This is a genomic window from Spirosoma humi, from assembly GCF_054776575.1.
Window position 1 is genome coordinate 139,152 of sequence record NZ_BAAHBR010000017.1, and the last position, 24,533, is coordinate 163,684.

17 protein-coding genes are annotated in these 24,533 nt (G+C 52.3%); 8 read left to right on the top strand and 9 right to left on the bottom strand.

Going from position 1 to position 24,533, the window contains the following annotated elements:
* Positions 1–64 precede the first annotated feature (64 nt).
* Complete coding sequence (locus ACYU8Y_RS22790) at positions 65–1,372, top strand: Gfo/Idh/MocA family protein (RefSeq protein ID WP_460940441.1); 1,308 nt, start codon at positions 65–67, stop codon at positions 1,370–1,372.
* A gap of 122 nt (positions 1,373–1,494) precedes the next feature.
* Here ACYU8Y_RS22790 and ACYU8Y_RS22795 read toward each other — a convergent pair whose 3' ends face one another.
* Positions 1,495–2,031 carry a CAP domain-containing protein gene (locus tag ACYU8Y_RS22795; protein WP_460940442.1) on the bottom strand — a complete coding sequence of 179 codons (537 nt, stop codon included), beginning with the start codon at positions 2,029–2,031 and terminating at the stop codon, positions 1,495–1,497.
* Between the two features lie 338 nt (positions 2,032–2,369).
* Between ACYU8Y_RS22795 and ACYU8Y_RS22800 the strand changes: the two genes are divergently transcribed.
* The 4 genes from ACYU8Y_RS22800 (at position 2,370) to ACYU8Y_RS22815 (ending at position 5,322) form a co-directional block, all read left to right on the top strand.
* Positions 2,370–2,960, top strand: coding sequence for a TetR family transcriptional regulator (locus ACYU8Y_RS22800; protein WP_460940444.1), 591 nt, complete (start codon positions 2,370–2,372; stop codon positions 2,958–2,960).
* Positions 2,961–3,017: 57 nt separating this feature from the next.
* Positions 3,018–3,473, top strand: coding sequence for a hypothetical protein (locus ACYU8Y_RS22805; protein ID WP_460940446.1), 456 nt, complete (start codon positions 3,018–3,020; stop codon positions 3,471–3,473).
* A 5-nt stretch (positions 3,474–3,478) separates the two neighbouring features.
* Positions 3,479–3,799, top strand: a complete 321-nt coding sequence (locus tag ACYU8Y_RS22810) for a DUF3817 domain-containing protein (RefSeq protein WP_460940447.1) — start codon at positions 3,479–3,481, stop codon at positions 3,797–3,799.
* A gap of 374 nt (positions 3,800–4,173) precedes the next feature.
* Positions 4,174–5,322, top strand: coding sequence for an energy transducer TonB (locus ACYU8Y_RS22815; RefSeq protein ID WP_460940448.1), 1,149 nt, complete (start codon positions 4,174–4,176; stop codon positions 5,320–5,322).
* Between the two features lie 147 nt (positions 5,323–5,469).
* Here ACYU8Y_RS22815 and ACYU8Y_RS22820 read toward each other — a convergent pair whose 3' ends face one another.
* Together ACYU8Y_RS22820 and ACYU8Y_RS22825 are read right to left on the bottom strand one after the other, a co-directional pair.
* Positions 5,470–6,360, bottom strand: a complete 891-nt coding sequence (locus ACYU8Y_RS22820; protein WP_460940449.1) for a helix-turn-helix domain-containing protein — start codon at positions 6,358–6,360, stop codon at positions 5,470–5,472.
* 84 nt (positions 6,361–6,444) lie between these two features.
* Entirely contained in the window at positions 6,445–7,269 is an 825-nt protein-coding gene (locus ACYU8Y_RS22825) for an oxidoreductase (RefSeq protein WP_460940450.1), read from the bottom strand.
* A 323-nt stretch (positions 7,270–7,592) separates the two neighbouring features.
* Between ACYU8Y_RS22825 and ACYU8Y_RS22830 the strand changes: the two genes are divergently transcribed.
* Both ACYU8Y_RS22830 and ACYU8Y_RS22835 read left to right on the top strand, forming a co-directional pair.
* Positions 7,593–7,994 carry a hypothetical protein gene (locus ACYU8Y_RS22830; RefSeq protein WP_460940451.1) on the top strand — a complete coding sequence of 134 codons (402 nt, stop codon included), beginning with the start codon at positions 7,593–7,595 and terminating at the stop codon, positions 7,992–7,994.
* Between the two features lie 54 nt (positions 7,995–8,048).
* Complete coding sequence (locus tag ACYU8Y_RS22835) at positions 8,049–9,320, top strand: erythromycin esterase family protein (protein ID WP_460940452.1); 1,272 nt, start codon at positions 8,049–8,051, stop codon at positions 9,318–9,320.
* 47 nt (positions 9,321–9,367) lie between these two features.
* Here the strand turns inward: ACYU8Y_RS22835 and ACYU8Y_RS22840 are convergent, their stop codons facing one another.
* The 6 genes from ACYU8Y_RS22840 to ACYU8Y_RS22865 all read right to left on the bottom strand — a co-directional run bounded on the left by ACYU8Y_RS22840 (position 9,368) and on the right by ACYU8Y_RS22865 (position 22,951).
* Positions 9,368–10,459: a lactonase family protein gene (locus ACYU8Y_RS22840; protein WP_460940453.1), complete on the bottom strand. Its 1,092-nt coding sequence runs from the start codon at positions 10,457–10,459 to the stop codon at positions 9,368–9,370.
* A 322-nt stretch (positions 10,460–10,781) separates the two neighbouring features.
* On the bottom strand, positions 10,782–13,067 hold the full coding sequence (locus ACYU8Y_RS22845; protein ID WP_460940454.1) for a hypothetical protein: 2,286 nt from the start codon (positions 13,065–13,067) through the stop codon (positions 10,782–10,784).
* Between the two features lie 374 nt (positions 13,068–13,441).
* Positions 13,442–16,603: a glycosyl hydrolase gene (locus tag ACYU8Y_RS22850; RefSeq protein ID WP_460940455.1), complete on the bottom strand. Its 3,162-nt coding sequence runs from the start codon at positions 16,601–16,603 to the stop codon at positions 13,442–13,444.
* Positions 16,604–16,679: 76 nt separating this feature from the next.
* Positions 16,680–18,215 carry a RagB/SusD family nutrient uptake outer membrane protein gene (locus ACYU8Y_RS22855; RefSeq protein WP_460940456.1) on the bottom strand — a complete coding sequence of 512 codons (1,536 nt, stop codon included), beginning with the start codon at positions 18,213–18,215 and terminating at the stop codon, positions 16,680–16,682.
* 21 nt (positions 18,216–18,236) lie between these two features.
* The gene (locus tag ACYU8Y_RS22860; RefSeq protein ID WP_460940457.1) at positions 18,237–21,416 is read right to left on the bottom strand and encodes a SusC/RagA family TonB-linked outer membrane protein; all 3,180 of its coding nucleotides are present in this window, start codon (positions 21,414–21,416) and stop codon (positions 18,237–18,239) included.
* Between the two features lie 95 nt (positions 21,417–21,511).
* On the bottom strand, positions 21,512–22,951 hold the full coding sequence (locus tag ACYU8Y_RS22865) for an arabinose isomerase (RefSeq protein ID WP_460940458.1): 1,440 nt from the start codon (positions 22,949–22,951) through the stop codon (positions 21,512–21,514).
* A gap of 191 nt (positions 22,952–23,142) precedes the next feature.
* Between ACYU8Y_RS22865 and ACYU8Y_RS22870 the strand changes: the two genes are divergently transcribed.
* Positions 23,143–24,060 carry a helix-turn-helix domain-containing protein gene (locus tag ACYU8Y_RS22870; protein WP_460940459.1) on the top strand — a complete coding sequence of 306 codons (918 nt, stop codon included), beginning with the start codon at positions 23,143–23,145 and terminating at the stop codon, positions 24,058–24,060.
* Positions 24,061–24,533 lie beyond the last annotated feature (473 nt).

A 24,533-nucleotide genomic window follows, 5' to 3' on the forward strand; every position in this document is an offset into this window, starting at 1 on the left:
TTTGATTGGGTAGAGACGCACGAAGAGTTGTCTCAACGTTAAACCGTCTACTCTTTCTTACCTGATGAATCGTACTGATTTCTTGAAGACGTCTGCGCTTGCCGGAGCCGCGCTCATTACCGATCCTGTCGACGTACGGGCCTTTATTACCCGTAAGGCCGCTCAGAAATACCGAACGGCTGTTGTTGGCGCTGGCTGGTGGGGTGGTAATATTCTGCGTTGCGCCGTACAGGCGGGTGAGTCGAAAATTGTCGCGCTTTGCGACGTGGATACCCGCCAGTTGAAAAAGACGAGCGAGGAACTCAGCAAACTGACCGCCGATAAACCGAAGTTATACCGGGACTACCGCGAGATGATCGCTACCGAGAAGCCCGAAATTGTCATTGTTGCCACCCCTGATCACTGGCATCCACTTGTAGCCATCGAAGCCATGAAAGCCGGGGCCCATGTATACGTGGAAAAGCCGATCAGCCATACGATCAACGAAGGGAAAGCGATGGTGAAAACGGCCCGGCAAACAGGTCGTATCTGTCAGGTTGGGATGCACCGGCGAGTGTCGCCCCACAATGTATCCGGCAGAGAGTTTTTACAGTCGGGAAAAGCGGGTCAGATTGGTATGGCGCGGGCGTTCGTGTATTACCCTGGTGGTGCAGGACAGCCTACACCCGATGCTGAAGCGCCCAAAGAAATGGACTGGAACATGTGGTGTGGACCAGCCCCCCTGCGAGCCTACAACCCGGCCATGCACCCAAGAGGCTGGCGTAATTTTCTGGACTATGCCAACGGGACCCTCGGCGACTGGGGCATTCACTGGCTCGATCAGATACTGTGGTGCACAGACGAAAAACACCCGCGCAAAATTTACTCGACGGGTGGACGGCCAATCCGAAAAGACAGTACCGACGCCCCCGATCACCAGGTCGCTACCTATGAGTTCGAGAACTTTACAGCTATATGGGAGCAACGAAATTTTGCCGGCAACGCGGCCGAGAAAACGCATCCACAGCAGGCGGTCGGGGTGTATTTCTACGGAACGGAAGGCACGTTTCACATGGGTTGGCTCGACGGTTGGACATTTTACCCTTCAGACCCCAAAAAGCCGGTTATTCACCAGGATGCACAACTGGATAAACCCGACGATCAGAATATTGCTCTTTTGTGGGCCGACTTTCTCAGCAGTATCAAAAGCAACAAATTACCCGTTTGTGACATCGAGATCGGTCATCGTTCCACCAATATGGCTCTGCTGGGTATGCTGTCTATGAAGCTGGGCCGAAGTGTCGCCTGGGACGGAACAGGTATTTCGAACGATCCTGAAGCCAATAAGCTGTTAAGCCGGGCTTATCGGGGTGAATGGCAGTATCCGGTCTGATACAAGAAACCTTCTGTTGCTGACAATACCGCCCTTTTAGCTGTCGCCTGGTTCGATCGCCGGTTTTCCGGCCTTTCGAACCAGGCCAATTTGTGGTGATTTATGGTGAGTCAGCCGGTTTTTCACAGTTGGGCACCGAATAGTTGGCAATAGTAATACCGGTTCTGTTTGCTGGGACCGGCAATGCCAATGCCAATATCTGTTATGTCTTTTGTCAATATGTTTTCCCGGTGCCCTTTCGACTCCATCCATTGGTCGATAACCACCGATCGGCCATCCAGGCGGGTGTTGAGGGCAACGTTTTCACTCAATACCCGGAAGGAATAGCCAACGCGTTTGGCTTTTGCGGGCAGTGTTAACCCGTTCAGCGTATGGCTCATCTGGTCTTTGGCTGCCATGAGTTCAGCGTACTCTTGAGCCGCTTGCATCAGCCTGGCCTCCTGCTTCAGAATTGGTAAGCGTTTACGCGCTCGCTGCTGGTTGGTAGCGGCCAGGATGGCTTCCTTTTGGGTAAGTAAGTCCGCAGTAGGCACAATGTCCATCGAGTAGCTCACTGGCTCAAGGACAGTAGTTCGTTGAGGACTGGAGACCGGTAGACTTAAACCGATCAGCAGCCAACCAGCCAGGCTGGCTAAGGCAATATTTTCTGCTACGTTCATCGCTGATTGTAAAACTAAGTACTCAGATAGAAGTCGCCAGGACATTCCTTTCACGTAAATCAATCGCGTCTGGTCAACTACGCGGCTGTCACCTAATTAGAAACGATAGGATGCCTGAATATAGCTTATGACGTGGCCAATTAGTTGATGGAGCTATACGAGCAAAGTGCTATTGAACTAGAATGTGATTGGTATATGTCTGATTATTAGTCTCGTTACTTAATGTAGTCAACCCTTGCTTGCCCGTTTTTTAGAATATATCGATTTTGGTTTGCGTAAAAACATACCAGATAGTATGTTTGTGCGTCTAATGAGTACTTCGTGGAGTCACTGCTATTATGTCAAAAGCTGCGCTCACCCGCCAGACCATCCTGCTGAAAGCGTTCGAGTTGATTTACCAAAACGGCTTTCAGTTGACTAGTGTCGATACGATCATTGCCACAACCAACGTGACGAAGGGGGCCTTCTTTTATCATTTTAAGACGAAAGAGGAAATGGGATTGGCCCTGATTCAGGAAGTAATCAAGCCCGCCATGGAGGAAAGTTTCGTTAAACCGCTGGCCAATGCAACTTACCCTGCCCAGGTCATCTACGACATGATGGAACACCTGTTGCTGAAGGCTCCGTTTTTTCAGGTTCAGTATGGCTGTCCGGCTGTCAACCTGGTGAGCGAACTGGCCACTACCGGTGACGATTTGATGTCAAAAGCGCTGTATGCCCTGATGAATCAGTGTTTAGGGGCGGTACAAAGCAGCTTTCAGCGGGGGCAAATGATCGGCAACATTCGCAGCGACGTAGACCCGAATGCCGTGGCCGACTTTGTTCTGGCTGGCTATAGCGGCATCCGAAATATGGGTAAGCTATTCGGCGCCGGTTGCTACTCCGTTTATTTGAACGAGTTAAAGCGGTATCTCAATGAGTTAGTGTAATTTTTTTGTCTAAAAACATACCGATTAGTACGTTTTTGCCCCTATTATTTCTAGTCTATGTATTCCATTCTACTCATTCTGCATTCGCTGTTTCGCTGGGCAGTACTGGTCAGCCTGCTTTATGCCATCGTCCGGGCTTACCAGGGCTATACCGCCCGACTGGCCTTCACGCCAACGGACAACTCCGTTCGGCATTGGACAGCTACCCTGGTTCACCTGCAACTGGTGTTTGGGTTCTCGCTGTACATGATTAGCCCTGTGGTCCAGGCGTTTCGACAGCAGGGGATTCAGGCTCGTGGGCCGTTGGCTTTCTTTGGCCTTGTCCATATTAGCCTGATGTTACTCGCTGTCGTGCTGATTACGGTCGGGTCAGCGATGGCGAAACGCCAGTCCGAGGATCGATTAAAGTTTCGCACCATGCTTTTCTGGTTTTCGGCGGGGTTGATCATCATCTTTTTAGCCATCCCGTGGCCATTTTCACCCTTTGCCAATCGTCCTTACTTTAGATTCTAAAACCAATGAAAAATTTACTAAACTCCAGTGTGGGTCGACTCCGCATAATCGGCTTCCTAGAAGGCGTTTCCCTGCTGGCTTTGCTCGGTATTGCCGTTCCGCTCAAATACGCTTTTGGTAACCCCGCCTTAGTCAAGATGATAGGGCCTGTGCACGGGGTGCTTTTTCTGCTGTTCGTCCTGAATACGCTACAGGTGGGTATTGAACAACATTGGCGGTTCAGCACAACGACCTGGAAAGTACTGCTGGCTTGTCTAATACCATTTGGTACGTTTTACATTGATCGTACGATTTTGCGTACAGTCCCGACCGACAAAACCAAATGACTACAGATGTATATAAGGCAGACGCCAGCCTTCCATACGCTTCGTACAACTAATCACGACTGTACTAGAAATACTCCATTTCTGTTTAGCTATCGCCGTCAGCACGTAGCCGTATGAGCACGATTTGAGTAGAGATCAGAGTCGGCATATACGGCAAAGATCGGGGTAAGGACACGGCTGTTCTTACCCCTTTTTTTATGAGCAAAGGCAAGCCAAAACGTTGCATATGGGTAAGAATACATCAGTCTGAGCAACAGCCACGGTACGTACGTGATAATTAATAAGTATTTGTGAAAAAATATAACTTTATTGGTATATTGGCGAGGGGAGACGTTTTTCACTTGCTGATTATCCATCCATTTCTAGCCAATGCTATGTCGCGATTTTTACTACTTTTCTGCACTCTATTCACTTGTTCGCTGACTGCTGCGGGACAGTGTGTTATCTCCAAAGACAGTTATGGTCAAATCATAACGACCTGTGAGCTGTACAGCGCCGAAGTCCCGAATCGGTTAGCAATGTCGGCCCACAAACAGATCAGTTACCTGGGTAGTGAATACTTTTCCTTTCCGGCCTGGCAGGAAGGTACAATTCAACTCGATCAGGCCGGCAAGGAAATCAAGTGCGTACTGGCCTATAATTTGGTGGACAATAAAATCATGTGCCAGTTTGATAAAGATGTAGCGGCCACGGCTGTCAAGCCGTATGCATTCACCATGAATGGCATTCGGTTTGTCAAACAGCCAACCAAGGTGCTCGGTATTGACTACCAGTCGTATGCTACCGTGATCAATGGTCATCAAACCAAATTATTAAAAAGCCTGACCCGTCGACTGGTGGCCAAGTCGGTTCGGAACGGCTATGAGAAAAGTGGCCTGTTCGATGGGTATTATCAAACCCAGGAACGCTATTACATTCGTAAAGGAGATGCACAACCCCAACTAACAACCTTATCAAAGAGCTCGCTGGCAGATATCTTATATGAGCATTCGGAAGAGATCATTGCCCGATTCCCTCAGAAAAAATTCACGAGTGATGAAGTTGCCAACGTGCTGGCATATTACGATTCGCTGACAGCCATTGCGGACGTTGACAAGCCCTCCCTGAGCCGGGATGCGGCTTTTAGGGCGTTTCTTCATAATGAACTTAAGTACCCAAACAGGGCCTGGAACCAGGGCGTCTACGGACGGGTCTATGCGGGTTTCGATGTCAATCAGGACGGCCATCTAACCAACGTTAGCCTATTGAGTCCCGACAATATTGGGTTTGACTTTGATAAAACAGTTAAGCAGGTGTTACTAAATCTGGCCAGTGTAAAACCTGCGTTCGCTGGCAGCTACATCTTACCTGTCGCCTTTACGTATACCAATACGAAAGACGAGGAACCGGCTCATGTCCCGATAAACACGCTGGCTCCCGAGCGTTTCGATGGGCGCACGGTTTTACAGGAAATTGTGGTGCCCGTCGTCGTGTCGAAGCCCGTAATTGAGAGTCGGGAAGTTTGGGGCTACTATAAACAGTGACAGGGTTAATCTACCAGAATGCTATTTAAACTTTTTTTTCTAGTCGAATTAGATGGTTTTTCTGTCATTCCGACGGTAGGAGGAATCTTAAACTCTACGATTAAGCAAGTTTAAGATTCCTCCTACCGTCGGAATGACAGAAAAAAACTAGTTCAGGCTCAATTTTTTGAATTCCAGCGGCTTCATGCCGGTCTGCTTTTTGAACAAGCGGGTGAAGTAAGAACTATTTTCAAAGCCAAGTTCATACGCTATTTCAGCCACCCCCCGGCGACCTTCCCTTAATCGGTTTTTCGCTTCTGAAATCAGCGAAATATGAATCAGGTCCATGGCCGTTTTTCCGGTTTCCTGTTTGAGCAGATCGCTCAGATAGCGAGACGATACATTCAATTCCTCAGCAATATGATTCACCGAAGGCAATCCTTTGGTTTGCAAATACCCCTTGCCGTAATAGTCACCTAACGCATCGTTAAACCGGGTCACCGTTTTCCCCGACATGGCAGTACGGTTGATGAACTGCCTTTTGTAAAAACGTTGCGAATACATCAACACCGACCCAACATGGCTTAAGATAATTTCCCGGCTATACTCGTCGGGGTTGTTATCGTATTCCAATTTTATCTTGTCGTACAATTCCCAGATGACCGCTTCTTCTTTTGGCGAAAGATGGAGAGCTTCGTTGATTTCATAATCAAAGTAACCGTATTGAGGCATAACGTGGTGCAACTCGTGCCCGCTCAGGTAGTCTTCGTGTATGAGCAGCATGAACCCTTTCTCTTCGAATTCCAGATTCTTCATCTCGATAATCTGCCGGGGCTTCACAAACATCATCGAACCATTCGAGTGGTCGTACTGGGTTCGGCCGTAAAGAATAACCCCCGCTTTTATTTTTTTGAAGCCGATCATATAGCAGTCGCTGGTAAATTCCCGGTCGCCCAGCGTACAGTTGTTCTGGCATTCGATGACGCTGAGAAGCGGGTGTTCGGGTGGAGGCCAGCCGTTGCCTTTGTGCAGATCGCTGAGTGCTTTGTAATGTTTCATGACCAGGCATTTTAGGGGAAACCAGTGAAGTTGCGTTCAAATCTACTACTTTAACCGCTTCTCTTTTAGCGTATTCGAGGCTACTTAATGTCCGTGGGCGGCCAGGCTCACGGCCTTCCAGTCGTCGATGTCTTTCAGGCGCTGCGTGTATACCTGGTGCATGCCCTGGTAGGCAACTTTCCCCAGCAATAATCGTAAGGGTGGTTTCGGACTATCGACCACCTTCAGGATGGCTGCAACGGTGGCTTCTGGTTTGCCCCAGCCCTCCGGGTTTTCACCTGCTTCAGAAAAAGCGGCCCGTACCGGTGCGTAATCGTCGATATCGGCGGTGGTCTGGATAGCCGAATTGCCAGCCCATTCCGTAGCGTATCCATTAGGCTCAATGAGTGTAAAATTGATTCCCAGATGCGCTACTTCGCTGGCGATGGTTTCGCTTAACCCTTCTACGGCAAATTTGGATGCGTTGTAAAGGCCAAGCATGGGTAAGGTGGTGAGGCCCAAAAAGCTGGACACCTGAATGATATGGCCGCTTTTCTGGGCGCGCATTACTGGCAATACCGCCTGGGTAACCCACAGCAGTCCAAAGAAATTAGTTTCCATTTGTGCCCTTGCCTGTTCTTCGGTGGTTTCTTCTACAGTACCAAACAAACCATATCCCGCATTATTGATCAGGATATCGATTTTTCCCAACTGGGCGGCTACCTCGTTGACGGCTTTGTTGACGGCATCGCGATCGGTTACGTCCAGTTGTACGGGCAGAATGTTGGTTCCGTATTCGGCAACCAAATCGTCCAGGGCGGTTAGATTGCGGGCGGTGGCGGCTACTTTGTCACCCCGTTTCAAAAAGGCTTCTGCCCAAAGTTTACCAAATCCTCTCGATGCACCGGTGATAAAAATTACTTTTGACATGACTGTGTTTTTTTTGGTTTGACTGATTTTTAGATCAGTTTGATAGCACAAAGGTGCAGGGTATACCGGCGAAGAAATAGCTCGTTTGAGCGGAAGAATAGCACAGATTTACGGCTACCTGATTTCGCGCTGTCCTGAATCAGCATTCGTCCGGCAAAGGCAGTTTTAGTGAAGATTGGCCCCCAGCCATAGCCTCGTTAGGCATCATTCCATCGCGATTCCCAAAAGTGCCAGCGATTGACTCATTTGTGACAGGGCTTGCTGGTCTGTGTGCCGACCTTTGATCTATCAAAATAGATCATTAATCATAAAGCACATACATCATGAAAGCGCTCATCAATCCCCTCGTTATTGCCTTTTCCCTAACCATCGCTACGTTCCAGGCTGCCTTAGCCGACACCAACCCTGCTGAACGCCCTGTCACGGTAGCCAGCTACAAAACGGGTATGTACACCACGGCGGAAGGCAAACTGCAGATCGCTCTGGATAAAGAAGCGACGGGCGTGGTCGATATTCAGTTGGTAAATGCCGAGGGCAAAGTGTTGTTTGCCCAGCGGGTGGCCAAAAGAGAGACGATGGCCCGTCTACGGCTGACATTGAGTGATTTGCCCGACGGGTCTTATCAGGTACGGATAACCAATGGTGTCGAGGTGACGACGCATTCGGTGACACTGTCCACGCAGCAGCCCGTAAGTGGCCCTGCCCGTCTGGTGGCCATCCACTAAGAGACCCCTATCCATCAAGCACGCTTAATCAGTCTTTTCCTGCCCCATCTTACCATGTCCATTTCACTCCGTATCGTTTTCTGTCTGGCTCTCGTGTTCGCGATCCGTAGTCTGGCAACTGCCCAAATGGATTCGGTCAACTATGCCCGTCTGGCCCATGAAGAAATTTTAACCGGTAAAGCGGATGAATTTCACCTGTTCGATGAAGCCTTCTATCAGAACCAACTCTTTCTGCTGGGCGAATCGCACGGCGTCGCGAAGCCCCAGGAGGTAGATCTACGCTTCCTGACTCACCTCAACAAGCGTGTTGGCGTTCGGTATTACATTGCCGAAGTTGATGCCAGTCAGGCCTATTACCTAAATCAGTACCTGGCAACGGGAAATCAGGCCACACTGACAAAAGTTTTTCGGCTCTGGGTGGTGCAGCAGGCTCAATGGGCTAACAAAGAGTATCGGCATAAAATTGAAGCCATCCGCGACTTAAACCAGACCTTACCCCAAAATCGTCAGATTCAGTTTGTTGGCATCGACCGGATTCAGGACAAGACCCTGGTGGCTGAACACCTGTCGGCGTTGCTCGGCAAACACGAACGCAGCCCGTTCGCGCAGCCGCTGGCCGATTCGCTGATCGCGCAGTTAGCCGCTAACCGGCCAGACAGTGTGGCCGCCGGTACGGCCCTGACGTGGCTCGCCAACTGGGCATCGAATGACGCGGCTACTACTGCATTTTGGGGCAAGGACGCCGAAGCGCTTCACCACCTGTTGGCCAATGTGGTCTATTTGAAGGCCATCAGGAGTCGTGAGGTAACTATTTTCACCAACTTCAAAGCGATTCTACCCAGTCTTAAGCAGGAAAAACTATACGGTTTCTGGGGCTTTTTCCATGTGCTGCAAAGTCCTTTGAAAGTTGGGGTCAAACCGTTTGCCTGTCAGGTAAAAGAGTCCGATTTGTATTTGCACGACAAAATCGTCTCGATCACGTTCAGCTATCTGGATAGCTATACCATGACCCCCACCAGGTTTATGCCGCCCTTTTTGCAGGATAAAGGCAAAGCGTTTACGCGGGTCGACAAGTTTAACAATGACAGCGATTTGATGAAATCGGAAGGTATCGCTACGATACGACCCATCACGAATCCACACTCCGTAACTCTCTTTGCCCTGGATCGGCCGGGCTCTTTCGCCCGCCAGATGCCCATTCGCATTACATACGGGGCTGCTATGCCGCAAAAGCTGGAATTTAATCCTGCTCTGCCAATGACCAGCTATTTTCAGTACCTACTGCTCGTGCGTGACTCAGATATGACAACCCCTTTGCAACCCTAAGCCTTATCAGAGTCAGGACGTGGTAAAGGGCAACGTCTCCCCTGAGCTTACCGATGCATCAACAGACACACGGGCGCGGGAATAGCTATCTGATTGCCTGTAGCGCTCAGTTTTCCACTGTCTGCATCGCGCTTAAAGATCGTGATCATGTCGGATTGCTGATGGCCAATCAGCACATACTGACTGGGTTCATCAATCAGAAAATTTCGGGGTTCATTCCCGCCGGTGTATTGCAGATCACGATGCGTTAGCGTACCGTCGGCTTCTATTGAAAAAGTAGCCAGCGTGTTGTTTCCCCGATTCGTTACGTAAAGACACTGACCCTGGGCGTCCAGGTGAATGTCACCGCCGGAGCGCTCACCCGAATAGGTTTCTGATAGAAAAGGCACATCGTCTTCGACTAACGCGACCTTATTGGTCTGGCGATTGCGCCGGAACCTGGTCACGGTCGAACTCATTTCTTTAATGCTGTAGAGCCACTCATCCTGGGGATGAACGGCTAGCAAACGGGGACCAGAACCGGCAGAGACCTGTAGATAAGGCGTTGCTGAAGGGGTGGTAAGCGTACCTTGCTGTTCATCGATCTGGTAAATATACACCTTGTCCGTCCCCAGGTTCGACACATAAAGCAATCGATTATCGGCCGACACAAGGGCGGAGTGAACGTGTGGAACAGCCTGCCGCTCAGGGTTGACACCTTTGCCCGTATGCTTGATCAACTGGGAAACGTCACCCAGCCAACCGTTCTCTAAAATGGGGAGTACTACCAGACTACCGCTGCCGTAGTTGGAAACGAAAGCCAGTTTACCGCTTCGGTCAAGGCTGACGTGGCAGGGAGCCTGCCCCTGCGTGAGTTGTTGATTCAGGAAGGTCAACTGGCCCGATAGCGGATCGATGGCGTAAGCGTTGATGCTTCCGGACCGCTCTTCGCCCTGCTCGTCGTCTTCATTGACCGCATACAGGTACTGACCTGACGGGTGAATTGCCAGAAAAGAAGGACTCTTGCCCGCGTCGACAGTCTGCTGGAGTTCAACGGTACCCTCTTCGGGGTCGAAGGTAAATACGTAAATGCCTTTGCTGTCCCGAACCGAGTAAGTGCCTACATAAAGCCTGGGTTTGTGTGGCTGAGATTGCTGCATACCTGTAAAAAACGAACGATGTACTACCCAACCTCAGGCTTGCAGGCAGGGTTTGACAGCCCGATTTATTACCAGCTACCGGGCCACTGAGCCCCTGTATGTGCAGACTGAAGATGTTGACTTCGCTTGACCGTTCAGTCCGTTTAACGGTCATCTCGCGGTTTTGAGCTTGGCAAGCTTCTCGGATAGAAGGAACTCGATGCCGATGCGGTAGTAAACACCCAAACGGACGATGGCCGTCGGCGGGTCATGGAGTTTACGAACAATCGTGAGGTTACTGATTCCATGCCCATACTGCAGATTTTTTATTGGTGAAACGGAATTAGGATTTGTTCTTTCTGGGTTTCGGATGCCAGTCGATCCGCAGTCGCATATTGCCCCGTACCTGGTAGACCTGTTGCTGGTTGTCCTGTTCCAGGGGGCGTAGGGGTTCACCTGACAGATCGTCGTCGTCCGACAGGTGCAGTTCTGACGGCAGGTGACGTTCGCGGGCCAGCAACCGCACCTGACAGTCAATGTCAGTGTGACCGGTTAGTTGGTAATAGGCTTTACCACTGCCGTCGGCCATGAGTTCGTATTCGGACTGACCAATGGGGTATTCGCTGAACACCACCACGGGTACTTCCCCGAACCGTTTGTAGGCGTAGGTCGTCAGGATATACGCCAACGCCCCTCCATATACTTCCTGCCCCACCGAACCAGCCTGTTTGTTGCCCATCGGTATGTCTTCCAGCGGAATAGGCAGATCGGCCTGAATACGGCCTTCGCGGGGTTGCTGGCTGATCATCTCCGATGGTAGCTCGGTTGGGAAATAAAACCGGCCCCGGTGGAGTAGGTACTTCATGTATTCGCTAAGCAGCAGCCGTACCGCATCCGATGTGTCCGACCCCATTTCTTTGAGGTACGCCAGCATCGTGGCGATTACTTCGGCTTCTTCGTAAGGAGCTAAGTAGTCGGCTCCTTTCAGTGGGCCTAGACCCATAAATGTGCTGTATCCAGGCCCGAACCCGAAGTTGCATTCCCACATCCACAGGCGGGTCAGCACGTTGGCGATGCTGAGCTGGCTAAGGTTCCTATAGAGCCGGTTGCCCGTCAGTCTCCATAACTTAACCAGCGACAAAGCGCTCATCATAGTAATGTTGGACTGATAAAGCAACTCAAACCCTTTACCCCGCAGCCGCTGAGCCGACGCTGTGGCCTCGTTGAGATAGCGTTGGTCCTTAGACAGTTCGTAGGTCTGGAGCATCACATGGGTGTATAGCCCCGCCACATCCAGTTCGCCCCCTTTGCCTTCGCTCGTTTCGGCCTTCACCACATCCAGCGACCGGCTATCGTAGAAAACCGGCCAGTTGTAGTCGAAATGGTGTGCGGCCTGGATAACAAAATCAATCGACTGAAACAGCATTTCTTTCGCGTCGAGATTCCCTTTCTCAGCCAGTCGCCCCAGATTCATCAAACTATGCAGCAGATACCAAGAGTCAATTTTTTTGGGATCTTCCTCCTCGCTTTTCTCCGCTTTTTTAAACTGTTCGCCAGGGAGCCACCGAACGATCGTGCCCATATTTTGGACGTAAAATTGCGGCATGCTCGACTTCAAATGTTCTACCAACGATATAGGTTGCCCCAGCCACGTCTGATATTCCCAGAGGGGAACCAGAATGGCTAATTGCACCATGCTTTCGGGTGGCTTATCCGTCGAGTCGACGTAGGCGTTTACATAAAAATGCTGCTTTATGGTTCGGCCGCAATCGGGCGATTCTGTCAGGGCCTTAATCGTCTTTTGGGCCGCTTTCGGCCAGTCGTAATACGTCGTTGCGGGTTTGGGTAACTGCCGGTATATGCCGGCCATGGCCTCAATGAATTGATCGGCAGCCATAAATTCGTTGTCTAGCCGGGTGTCGTTCAGCCAGAGAAACGCATCCGACAGAACTACCGCTTTGCCCGCTGGTAAGGGTTCTGTACCCACCGGCAGCATAAACCCGGCTTCGGGCCACTGCACGGCCACCGAGCCACCAGGCTCGGCACCGGTCGACTGGCAGTAGTCGTTGAGAGCCGTCAGGTTCTGGAAATAAAGAAGCGAGCCCGTGGCAGGCTGGGTAACGGTTAGGTAGGCCAGCCCGGAGGTAGGACCATCCTGCGCCACGTATACCATTCCCTCGGGAGCGGGCCGGTACTTCTCGTCCAGCAGATACAGATCGCGCGGAAACGCCTGGACGCTGAAGGGCTGCCGGGGCTCCAGCGACGTGGTGTACCGGAATAGGGCCGGTACCCCCTCGAACCACTCCACCCGGACCGAAAACGTTCCCAGCGATCCGTCAATCTGATAGCTTATAGTGGTTGCTGTTTGTTTGCCCGGTGTAACGGTCTGGAGGCCCTGCGGGTCAAAACAGGTACGGATGGCCAGGTTGCACCCCTCGCCGAACAGGCCCAGCAACCAGAAGGAATTGGCTGTCAGAGCAGTCTGCCAACCGCCCCGACCAACGGGTAAGGAAAGGTCGGCCCTCGGTTGGGCGTTGGTCAATTGTTCATCGAGGCCGGTAATCCACTGCGAAGCGGGGCCGGGGGTTGTCAGGGGTTGCCAGGGTTCGGTAGTGTTGGTAGTAGTCATGTATACGCTAGATTACTGAGTCGGAAACCGCCTTCCTTCCATTCTTTGCGTAAAAATCGACGGTAAAGTAAGGGAACGGAACGGCCTCGTGAGGACAAGTACATTCGGAGGCAGTGATTAAGGAGCCGCGTAGCCTGTTCATTGCGAACACTCCGCTAGTAAGGTAGCTTTTTTACAAACTCAACAGTAATCTTGCCCTCGCAATCCAGCGCTGAGGCCAGTTGGTTAACCAGTTCATCGCTGGCCTGTCGGTTCTCCCGGCCTAGTTGGTTGATCACCCCTGGGTGTACCGTCAACCGGTGGGCCAACTCGTTCTGCGTGATGCCGGTGGAGGATATGGCCTGAATGAGTGCATGTCCGATGTATCCTTTTAGTCAGGGAGCCGCAGCGAACAACCGGAACGGTTTGAACAAGCCATAATCCAGTTGCTGGTAGTCGTTGCCGGGGGGATAGGTCGCGACGCCCCGGAAAAGCCAGGGTGAAACCAGACCCGGTGCCGGATTTTTGTGGTGCGGACCCAGCAGGTTTTTATTGCTGCCCACCACCCGAACCGTAATCGTATTCTGCCCCGAACGCAGGTTGGTCAAGGTCAGCACGTAGGGCGGAAAGGCCACCAGCCCCGCCGACGACCCGTTGACCCGGACCTCCGCCGTGGTTCCGGCCCAGCCATCCAGACGAAGCTGATAGGTCGTTTTTTGGGGGGTGGTCAGCGTGTAGGTCTGGGTATAATCAACCGAGTTGCTGTAAAATGGATAACCCTGGTTTTTCCAGCTACCGAGCGTGAGAGGCTGGGCGGGAACGAGGGTCCAGCCTTTGACCGCCGATTGCAGACCAAAATCGCCCCGAATATAAACCGGCTCGATTTCGGCGAAAATGCGCATGGGGCTCACAGTAATCTCCACCTCGTTTGTCCCCGCCCGAACCGCCGTTCCAATCGGATAAACCCGGAACGAACGATCCAGCCACCAGCTTCCTGCTTTCGGCTGAACCACCTGCCCGTTTACGCGAACGGTTTTCTGCACATCGTTGCTCTCGATAACCGCTTCCCAGTTTTGCCAATTTTGCTGGCCTTCTACGGTAAATCGGTAAGTTGCCCGGTAGCCGGTTTGTGGTCCGAACGTGTCTTTTGCCAGTGTATTTTTTTTGTACTGAACAGAGGTATTCCAGGGGTTTCCGTCTTTCAGGCCGTGGCGCTTGAACACCCAGTCTGTGGCCGCGTAAACCTGCAAATCCTTCCGGGTCGTATCGCCCATGGTCACATCGCAGAAGTCAATGGTCAGCACATTGGCCTCGCTTGGTTTGACGACTGTTACCGGCGTCGGAACCTCCCGAAAGCGCAACGTCTTTGCCAGAACGGGGGACGTTTTGTTCGACTTGTTGCTGATAAACAGAAGTTTGCTACCCACGGAGGGCAGCGACACAATAAGGCGCACCCCATCGGCCTGCTGCCGAAACGGAAACGGGCGAATAGAACCGGTAAACAAATCCATTTCGTAGACCGATTTCCCGTTTACCCGCAAAGCGCAGCGCGTTGAGTCGGTCAGGTCCGAGTTAACACAAAACAACAATTGCCCATCCTCCAGCAGTCGGCGCTGGTGGTAAAATTTGCCGCGTTCTGACAGTTGTTCAACCTGCCAGTCGGGGTTGGGGAACTGCTGACGAAGCGTCGTCGTCGCCCAGCGATCAAACCGTCGCCAGTTGGCAGCAGACGGGGCCAGTTTTTCCGCTCCGACCGCCTGACCGTCAATGCGTTTCCACTGGCTGTAGTCCAGTACATTGCCACCGGCAGCAGCATATTGCTTTAGTAAATCGGCGGTTTTCTGATCCAGGTTTTCGAGCCGGGGGGGCAACACCACGACATCGTACGTCCGCTGCCCGACCCGGAAGCCCCTGCCAACCACCGAACCGTGATCGCTGATGATAGTTTCCGAACCTAAATCATACTCAACCTGCTGCTTTTCGAGCGCCGTAACGAACCGCTGAAATTCCAGCCCGATTGCTTCCATGGTCTCGTTTTTTCCCTGCCGGGCGTAATAGAGCCAGGCGGTGGTGGTTGGTTCCAGCACCAGCACCCTGTTGTACTGGTAGCCCGACGAGAGCGCCAGCGACAAGCGCCGGTAATAGTCGTTGAGTTGGCGATAGTACGGCCACCAGGGCGAATGGTAGGAAAAGGAGGGTGGATAATCATACTTGCGAGCCCCTTTGATGGTCGCGTAGGAGAGGTGTTGATTCAGGTAATTGACGCCCAGCACATACTCCCAGTCGCCCAGGCGTTTAAAATCCTGGAAGCGATCTTCCCAGCCGCCACCGCCGTACGTTTCACTGAGCGTGCGGGTTTTGCCGAGCTGGTTGGCCACACTGCCCAGTTCTTTCACCGCCCGGATGTTGCCAAACTGCGCGTGGTTGCTCTCCTCGTCGAACTGGTTGAACAGCATATCGATGGCGGGGCGCTGGTGCCAGGCGTACATCGCCATGTTGTCGCCACCGTTGTCGGGTTTGGGCCATTCGTGTTCCCAGTAGTGGCCGGTCCACTCCAGATTACGCTTTTCGCAATACGTGTACCAGGGCCTGGCCCAGCGGTCGATAAAAAGCTGCAACAGCGTCTGGTAGTAATTGTGCCGGACTTTTCGCCAGTCGCCGACCTCTTCCCAAAGGGCAGGCAGGTGGGGTTGTAAGTCGTACCCCCAGCGCTGTCTGAACTGCTGGAACAGATCGGGCGTCCAGCGGACCTGATTACCGCGGGGGGCACCGATATGCGGTTCATCGGTGAAGATCCCCCGAATGCGTTTACCCAACTCGTTCCTGAATCGTTTCTCGTAACCCCGGGTCATGGTGACGTCGATAAACTTCTCGGTTACGCCCGGTTTCAGTAGATCGACGTACGAGAAGCCGCCGTACCAGGGCGATTTGTCATACACTGTTTTCCAGAAAATGGCGTACGATCCCTGCTTACCCTGTGCCTGCTGCCATTGCGTGGTGATGTCGGTCCAGCCGTTCTGCGCCTGTTTCAAAATCGCAGCGGCTTTGGCCACGGAGTCAGGGAGTAGGTTGGCTTTTACAAAATACAACCCCTGTCCTTCGTTGTACGATTCGGGAAACTGGTCCGGCACATGCCCACCCGCGAAGCCACTGGGGTACGAATTTTCGTCATAAATCCAGACTTCCATGCCCAGTTCCTGACAGCGTTTGAGGGTATGGGCGTACAGGTCAAACCACTGGTCAGACAGGTATTCGGTAACGAGTCCCGGACGCGGATGGACAAATACGCCCCCAAAACCGGCCCCATGCAACTCGTTCAGCAAGGTATCGAGCTGGCCTTTTCGCATCTGATCGTTCCAGACGAACAGCGGACCGGAACCGTAAGCCGCCGAAGGCTTCGCAAATTGCGCCCGAAGCTGCGTCCAGTTACGTGGGGGCGGAACCTGATCGCTGGTCTGAACCGACCGGGAACTGGTCAGCGCCAGGAAGAGCAGCCCGAAGCAAGGCAGATACCGGACAAAAAAACGGAGAGAAACCAGAGAAAAACGGGCGGACATGAATGAACGGGTTTAGGAGGCCGCTAAAAAGCTCAGACGCCCGAAAGAGCGTCTGAGCGGGAAAGATAGGGTTGATTCAATAGCCCTGATTCTGCACCAGCAAGGTATTTCGCTGTATTTCGGTGAACGGAATCGGGAACAACAGCCGTTCGGCAGTGATCTGGTAGGCGTTGGCCGGTACACTTGAATCTTCCTGTTTGATTCGGGTGCCAAAAGCCGTCATCACCGACACCGCCTTTCCGGTTCTGAGCAAATCCAGCCAGCGCTGATTTTCGAAAGCCAGTTCGACTCGGCGTTCTTTGGCAATCGCATCCCGTAAGGTGGCCTGCGCGCTGGCGGTCGATGCGGGCAGCCCGGCCCGGCTTCGGACCTGGTTCAGGTAAGGCAGTGCCTCACCGGGTTTGTTCTGTTCGTTCAGGCTTTCGGCCAGCAACAGCAAGGCATCGGCATAGCGGTAGATCGGCCAGTTGTCGTCGGTATTGAGCGGTAACGAATGCGCGTGGAGGTATTTTTTTACGAAGCGCCGGGCCGTTTTTCCCGTCGGTACGCGATAATCAACCACACTTTTCACGGCCTGCGGCACAAAATCGCCCCCCGAATCCAGGACCCCCTCGGCAATTCCGACCGAAGCGTCCAGGCGTTTGTCGCCCGTTTCGTACGCTTCCATCAAGTCCTGCGACGGGATATTCCAGCCGCCCAAAGTCAGATTATTGGAGTTTACACCCGTAATCACGGTTGTGTTCCCCATTCTGGGAATAAAGCTATAAATGTAACTACTCTGCTGGCTCTGGTTGCCCTGCTGGTACTGCACCTCAAAAATCGACTCGGCATTGTTCTTGTTTTTGGTATCGAAAATTGCCGCGTAATCCGACTGGAGACTGTAGCCCATTTTTGTAATATCTTTCAGCAACGTTTCGGCTTCGGGATATTTTTTCTGAACCATGTAGACCTTCGCCAACAGCATTTTCGCCGTTCCGAGGGTCGCCCGGCCCGTTTGCGGAAAGGTGGGAACGGCCAGCCGCTGAATCGCATCCTGCGCATCGGCAACAAGGGCCGTATAGACCTGATCGGTAGTAGAACGCGGGAAGAAAGCCCCCTCTTCATTGGTGACGGCGCTCAGGTGGAGCGGCACCCCACCGTAGAACTGAACCAGGTCGAAGTAAAAAAAGGCCCGCAAGAGTTTGGCTTCGCCCGTAATCTGATTCTTGACGGTTTCGGGAATGGCAGCACTACCGATGCGGTCCAGAATGTTGTTGGCGCGGGAAATGCCCAGAAAATCGCCCGTATATTTTGGACTCGTCTGCGTATTCTGCGCGTCGTCCAGAAAGTTGCTGACCGCTTCCCTATAGAGATTGGTCACGCCCCGATCTTTGGCGTAATAATCGTAGTGCGTATTGTCGGAGCGCATCTCGCCCATAATCCAGCCACTCGTACCCGCGTGATTCCGCAACGCCTGGTAAACGCCCGTCAGGGCCTGCTGAAAATCCGTTTCGGTCTTGTAAAAATTAACGGCATTGAGCTGCGTTTCCGGGGCCAGACTGAGAAAATTATCCGAGCAGGAAACCGTACCGAATGACAAACCGATTAATAGATATAGTGCTTTCTTGTTCATGTCTTGTTCCAATTTAGGGACTTAGAAACCAGCGCTAATGCCGAATGAAACCGTTCTGGGCACCGGATAGGCCGTGTTGTCGTTGCCGAGCCGGGCGCCATCGAGTGCGTTGGAGTTGACTTCGGGGTTCATGCCCTTGTAGTTCGTCAGGATAAAGGCCTGCTGCACGCTGGCGTACAAACTCAGGCGCTTCAGGTAATTCGTGCGGGGCAGTTTGAACGTATATCCCAGCGCGATATTCTTGGCGGTCAGGAAGCTCCCGTCGTGAATGAGATAGGAGTTGACTGTGCGAAAGAGCGTTGTACCCACTGATGTACGCGGGATAACACCATTGCCAGGGTTTTCCGGTGAGCGCCAACGGTTCGCGACATCCCGATAGACGTTGAAGACGCCATCCAGGTTGAGGGCACTCTCGGCCATGCCATCCCGGATTTTGCCGCCAACGGCGCCCGAAAAGACAAAATTGAGGTCGAAGTTTTTGTACGTAAAATTGTGGGTCATCCCGATCAGGAACTTCGGATTCGGGTCGCCCAGAAACGTACGGTCATTGGTCGCATCAATTAGACCATCCCCGTTCAGATCTTTCATCCGCACGGTACCAATCGCCGAGGTAGTGTGTTTCGGTCCGGCGTCCAGTTCACCCTGATTCATGAATACGCCATCGTATACATAGCCATAAAACTGGCCGAGTGGCTGGCCTACAGCAGTTCGCCAGGGGTCGTTATATTCGTTGGCGGGTCCGATGGGCGTATCGGTCGTGCCCAGTTTCTGAACCAGGTTTCGGTTGAACGAGATGTTGGCGTCCATATCCCATTTCAACGCGCCCGTCAGGTTACGGGAGCTAAGCGTGAACTCGTGCCCCCAGAACTTGATGGCTCCAATGTTGGAAAATATAACGCTGAAACCCGATGCCTGCGGAATGTTGATCTGGTAAAGCAGCCCGTCCGTCAGTTTGTTGTAATAATCGTAGGTGAGCGATACCCGACCGTTGAGCAGCGTTAGGTCCACGCCCAAGTCGAACTGTTTGTTTTTCTCCCAACTCAGCAACCCGTTGCCCAGCGAGGCCGGTGCTTTCCCGGAAGCGAGCGTATTGCCAAAGATGTAGTTGGCCTGACCGATCAGCGAAATGGACGTATAGTTTCCGATGTTGTTGTTTCCGGTAACGCCGTAGCTGCTTCGTAGTTTCAGGTAGTTGATCGCGGAAATATTCTTAAAAAACGGCTCGTCGCTGACCACCCAGCCAACGGATACGGAAGGAAATACGCCCCATCGCCGATCCTCACCGAAGCGGGACGATCCATCCTGCCGAATGGCCGCCGAAAGCATGTATTTTTCCCTGAAATTGTAGTTGACCCGCCCCAGCATCGACAGCAGCGACCAAGCCTGCGTGCTGCTGGTTCCGGTTGTTGTAGCCGCAGCACTAATCCAGGATATGGCATCGTCGGGAAAATCCGTTCCAGTCGACGAATTGCTTTCGGTCCGGTAGCGTTGGGCCGTATAGCCAACCAGCGCGTCGATGCTGTGGTTGTTATTCAGCGTAGTGTGGTAATTCAGCGTATTTTCGTTGAGCCACGAATAGTAATTGCTGGTCGAATAAATCCCCGTTGCGCGGTTCGGAGGGGGTGAATTGAAGCCCCCCGCTGAGGTGGAAGGCATAAAGTAATTGCGGGTTTCACCGCCCATATCCACGTCACCGCGCGTTTTGAACTTTAGATTTTTGAGTAGATCGACTTCCACATACGCGTTGGCCAGCAGGCGAATGGTTTTATAATCGTCCTGCATTTCCAGGAGTCGGCGGTACCAGTTCGGGCTGCCAAACATATTATATCCCTTGATCGACGTGGGCAGTGAACCGTCCGGGTTGATCGGCTTTTGCAGGGGCGAAAACAGCATGGACCCTTCGAGAACATTCCGCTGGCCGTCGGTATTGGTCTGGACGTTGTGATTCATTTGCAGCGAAGGCGCTACGTTGAAGCCCAGCCGAAGCCGCTTGTTGGGACGAAATTCGTTGTTGGCCCGAAACGAATAGCGCTGATAACCCGTATTGACCACCACGCCCTGCTGATTGAAATACCCGGCCACAACGCTGGACGAATATTTCTCTCCGGCAGACGACAAACCCAGGCTATAATTCTGAATCGGCGCCGTCCGTAGCAGCACGTTCAGCCAGTTGGTTTCGTCACCGTATTGGGCTGGATTGCGGTATTCTGCGGGAATTTCGGCCAGCCCTGTGCTTGGGTCTTTCCAGTTCTCGTACTTGATTTTATCGGCAAAAAACTCGTTCATGTATGTGGCGAATTCGCGTCCGTTCATCATCGGTGGGCGGCCCCGCTCAGGCACGCTCTGAACCCCGTAGTAAGCGTTGACATCAATACGCGTTTCGCCTGCTTTGGCCTGTTTGGTCGTAATCAGAATAACGCCGTTGGCCGCGCGCGAACCATACAGCGAGGTAGCCGAGGCATCTTTCAGGACCGTAAAATTCTCGATTTCGTCGGGGTTGATGTTGTTGATATTGCCCGTAATTGGCTGACCATCCACGACAATGAGCGGGGAGTTACCGGCGTTGAGCGAGGCAGCCCCCCGAATCCGAAAGTTCATCCCCTGACCCGGCTGCCCCGTGGTCTGGTTGATCTGTACCCCGGCAAACTTCCCCTGAAGCTTTTGCGCAAACTGCCCAACCGGCATATCCTGCAACTCAACGGCATTTAACTGCGCAATGGAGCCGGTTACTTCGCGCTGCTTCTGAACGCCGTAGCTGACGACCACTTCCTGCAACTCTTTCATGTCTTTCGACAGCTTAACCGCCAGCGTGGTTTTGTTGCTGATGGGTACTTCCTGCGAAACATACCCAATGAACGAAAACACCAGCGTGCCGGTAGGATTGCTATCGGGGACCGAAAACCGAAAAGTACCGTTGCCGTCGGTGGTGGTTCCGGTTGCGGTTCCCTTCAACACAATCGTCACGCCGGGTAGCCCTTCGCCGGTTTCGGCGTCCGTCACCGTTCCCGAAATCGTTCGTTGAGGTTTCTCCTGGCCGGGTGCCATCGGACGTATAGTGTTGGAAGAACGCATCGGTGCATTTTGAGGAGATCCTTCGTTGGCGTACGCTATACCGCTCACGGCCAGCACCATCAGGAGTTGCACGTGGGTTCGCTTTGCGACTTTTAACCAATCAAATGGGCTTCGTATAGGACAAGTCATAGATCTGGTTGTTTTGGTTTCAGCTTACTTTAGAACGGGTGCTTTTTCGGTAAAAAGAGCGGTTAAGGGTAGGGTTTTAGGGCATAAAGCACTAGTTAACAGACCACTACAGTTTGTATTCCGAGCAGTTGACCCAGCTTCTGAATCTTGGACGCGATGTGTCCCACGCCAACCGCGCAATGGTGTGCCGGGCCATGACTGTTCCAGGTCTCGACAAATCGCCGGGCACCCGGCTTGAACCGATATCGGCTGTTTGTATTGCCAATCTCCAGAACCGGTCCGGGAACCGATTCGCCCTCGGCCACCAGCAGCATCAGGTCACCGCGTACCGTTTCGACCACCGAAAGCAGGGTGACGGCTCCATGCCGAACGCTCATTTCGACCGAAAGCCCTTTGCCCACTTTTCCGTGATAGACTTGCAGGGGTTTCACTTTTGTTTTGCCTTCCGCGATGGCAATGTGCCCCGGACCATCGTGGCCCATCAGCACCACGTCGTCCCGAAAATCCATTGCGTAGTATTCGGTGAAGGAGCCGCCCGCGCCGAAGCTGTCCAGAATCTTCATGGCCTGCGCATTCTTCACTTCGTATTCGCCCGCTACCGGAATCCCGTTGGCCGTCAGCAGCGAATTGCCGAGAATGACCGAACTCATGGTGTCCTCGTTCCAGGCGTTGCCGGACCCTTTGTGGTAGTAGGCCATCGAACCCAGGTCGTGGTGATGCACCAGCCGCCGTAGCGCCACCGCTGTTCGGGCGGCCCGTTCCAGTTCGTCGGCGTCGCAATCGGCCTGAATGTCGAACACGTCCTGAAATTCGTTCAGCATCGCGTCGATTTCCTGCCCCGTTACGTCCTGTCGGAAGGCTGAAAGCTCGTCCACCTCCACGACTTCGATGTGCCCACCGAACGTGGCGGCTTGCCGGGTCAGATCGGTGTAGATATCCAGCATCCCTCCGTAATAATTTCCCATGACCCCCAGCCGGTTGTGATACATGATATTCGCGACGTGCGCGGCTTCGATCCACTCCCTGACCTCTGTCCACACAAGCGGGTCATCGTGCAGCATACCGGTTATCTGATAAAAAGGAATACCGGCCCGCCGGAACACGTTGGCGATCTCAGGCACGGGGCAGGCCGAACAGAACGCCAGCCATTCGCCCGTCATCTTTGTGCGATCCCCCATCTTGTTGAAGGTGGCGTAATCAATAGCTGGTGCAGGCGATAAATTGAGCACCACGACCAATACCTTTGCGCGTCGGACAACCGGCAGCACCGTTGCCGACAAGGCATAGGTCGTTACGTACAAAAAAATGATATCGACGTCCGCTTTCCGGAACGCATGACCCGCGTCCAGGGCCTTTTCCGGAGTGTCAATCAGGCCCAGGTTGACAATTTCGGCCCCGTAAGAGCCCAGCTTTTCGTCAACCACATCGACATACGACCGCAGCCGGTCTTCCAGGCCTTCGAACTGTTCCCAATAAGCCGCAAGTCCTATCCCGAACAGGCCTATTCTTAATGGATATTTACTGTTACGGGTCATTTTCATCGGTGGGCTAGGGGTGCATATATCAAAAAATGCAGCCAATAAAAATTTGGAGAAATCTAAGCTTACATTTTATTAAATGCGAAATACTCTGTTAATTCAATTTTAAATTGATGTTTTCAACAAATTAAAGGCTCCTTTTATGGCAAGCCAATGGCTAAATTGATCTAATTTTTACACTTTTTGATATGAATACTTATAGGAGGTATTTTAATGGCCAACAAGCCCTGCCCGATGACGACTCGGAGCCAAATTGGGGCGTGTCCATACTGAACGTGGGGCATAACCTCCACCCGGCTGATAAACCGTACCCGGATCATGAGCACCCCAATTTCTACCTCTTCAATTGGGAAGAAGGGCGGATACTGGAAGAATTTCAACTGGTTTATATTTCCCGGGGAAGCGGTACGTTCGAAACACGGGAGCTACCTCCGTCTGTGGTCGAGGCCGGGACCGCTTTTCTGCTATTTCCCGGCGTATGGCACCGATTTCGTCCCTCTAAAGACACGGGTTGGGAAGAATTCTGGGTCGGGTTCAAAGGGCTTTATCCCGATTATCTGATGCAGCAGGCCTGTTTCGCCCCGGATCGCCCGCTGATCCGGACGGGCTTCGATACGGAGTTACTGAATGTTTTTGTGAAGCTCATCGAAACCCTGCGCACCGAACGGACCGGCTATAAGCAACTGTCTTCCTGTCTGGTCATTCAACTCCTCGGCCTGATTTACGCGTCTGCCCTGATGAAAGCGCCCAGCCAGTCCGAGAAGGAAAAGAAAATTAACGGCCTGCGCTTTCAACTGCATGAGCGCTGGGACGAAAACCTCAACATGGAATCGTTCGCCCAGGCCAACGGCGTTGGATATGTTTGGTTCAGAAAGGCATTTAATGAAATAACGGGTACCCCACCCGCCCGCTACCATCTTGCCCTCAAAATGGAGAAAGCCCGCCAACTATTGACCGATACCAACCTGTTGCTTTCCGAAATCGCCAGCCGAACTGGTTTTGAGTCAGAGTTCTATTTTTCGAAACTGTTCAAGAAGAAGTTTGGCGTAAACCCTTCTACCTTCAGAAAACAACATAGTCGTATGCTACGGCAGGCTTTCTTATAAAAGTTTTTTGATTCTTGCCCACTGAATAAGCCCCTGGAAATTATCTGCAACCGCTTCCATTTCAGCTACTTGATTGAGTGGTTTGTCCTCTTGGATCAGATTGAGTACTAAACTTCTTAAAGAAGCTGATATTGAGGACTATAAGGAAATGACGCTTAGCATTCAAGAGGGTCAAATTGGGGTTGGTGTCATTAATAAGGCTCGACAGGCATTTTTATTTTTAGTACGCATCCCTAGCTGGCTTCTAAGCGGCTCATTGAAGTAGACAAAAAATGAATGACCAGTATGTCAACTAACCCTCCCAACCGAGACGAGGAAGTATCTACAATTCGGGCATAAAAGAGAATCAGGCCCAACCAGGTAAAATGCAAACGACGAATACCAGACTGATAGCCGTCGTTTACAATGGCCACAAATAGTTAGCCTGAAGTTTTCTGCTTTGGCTTTCTACACCAGAAAATGCAACACAAAAA

What these genes read in the sequence shown, in the direction of transcription:
- ACYU8Y_RS22835 (WP_460940452.1), top strand. Translation starts at nt 8,049, where the DNA reads ATGTCCATTTCACTCCGTATCGTTTTCTGTCTGGCTCTCGTGTTCGCG.
- ACYU8Y_RS22815 (WP_460940448.1), top strand. Translation starts at nt 4,174, where the DNA reads ATGTCGCGATTTTTACTACTTTTCTGCACTCTATTCACTTGTTCGCTG.
- ACYU8Y_RS22825 (WP_460940450.1), bottom strand. Translation starts at nt 7,269, where the DNA reads ATGTCAAAAGTAATTTTTATCACCGGTGCATCGAGAGGATTTGGTAAA.
- ACYU8Y_RS22795 (WP_460940442.1), bottom strand. Translation starts at nt 2,031, where the DNA reads ATGAACGTAGCAGAAAATATTGCCTTAGCCAGCCTGGCTGGTTGGCTG.
- ACYU8Y_RS22840 (WP_460940453.1), bottom strand. Translation starts at nt 10,459, where the DNA reads ATGCAGCAATCTCAGCCACACAAACCCAGGCTTTATGTAGGCACTTAC.
- ACYU8Y_RS22790 (WP_460940441.1), top strand. Translation starts at nt 65, where the DNA reads ATGAATCGTACTGATTTCTTGAAGACGTCTGCGCTTGCCGGAGCCGCG.
- ACYU8Y_RS22865 (WP_460940458.1), bottom strand. Translation starts at nt 22,951, where the DNA reads ATGACCCGTAACAGTAAATATCCATTAAGAATAGGCCTGTTCGGGATA.
- ACYU8Y_RS22850 (WP_460940455.1), bottom strand. Translation starts at nt 16,603, where the DNA reads ATGTCCGCCCGTTTTTCTCTGGTTTCTCTCCGTTTTTTTGTCCGGTAT.
- ACYU8Y_RS22870 (WP_460940459.1), top strand. Translation starts at nt 23,143, where the DNA reads ATGAATACTTATAGGAGGTATTTTAATGGCCAACAAGCCCTGCCCGAT.
- ACYU8Y_RS22800 (WP_460940444.1), top strand. Translation starts at nt 2,370, where the DNA reads ATGTCAAAAGCTGCGCTCACCCGCCAGACCATCCTGCTGAAAGCGTTC.
- ACYU8Y_RS22820 (WP_460940449.1), bottom strand. Translation starts at nt 6,360, where the DNA reads ATGAAACATTACAAAGCACTCAGCGATCTGCACAAAGGCAACGGCTGG.
- ACYU8Y_RS22805 (WP_460940446.1), top strand. Translation starts at nt 3,018, where the DNA reads ATGTATTCCATTCTACTCATTCTGCATTCGCTGTTTCGCTGGGCAGTA.
- ACYU8Y_RS22860 (WP_460940457.1), bottom strand. Translation starts at nt 21,416, where the DNA reads ATGACTTGTCCTATACGAAGCCCATTTGATTGGTTAAAAGTCGCAAAG.
- ACYU8Y_RS22845 (WP_460940454.1), bottom strand. Translation starts at nt 13,067, where the DNA reads ATGACTACTACCAACACTACCGAACCCTGGCAACCCCTGACAACCCCC.
- ACYU8Y_RS22830 (WP_460940451.1), top strand. Translation starts at nt 7,593, where the DNA reads ATGAAAGCGCTCATCAATCCCCTCGTTATTGCCTTTTCCCTAACCATC.
- ACYU8Y_RS22855 (WP_460940456.1), bottom strand. Translation starts at nt 18,215, where the DNA reads ATGAACAAGAAAGCACTATATCTATTAATCGGTTTGTCATTCGGTACG.
- ACYU8Y_RS22810 (WP_460940447.1), top strand. Translation starts at nt 3,479, where the DNA reads ATGAAAAATTTACTAAACTCCAGTGTGGGTCGACTCCGCATAATCGGC.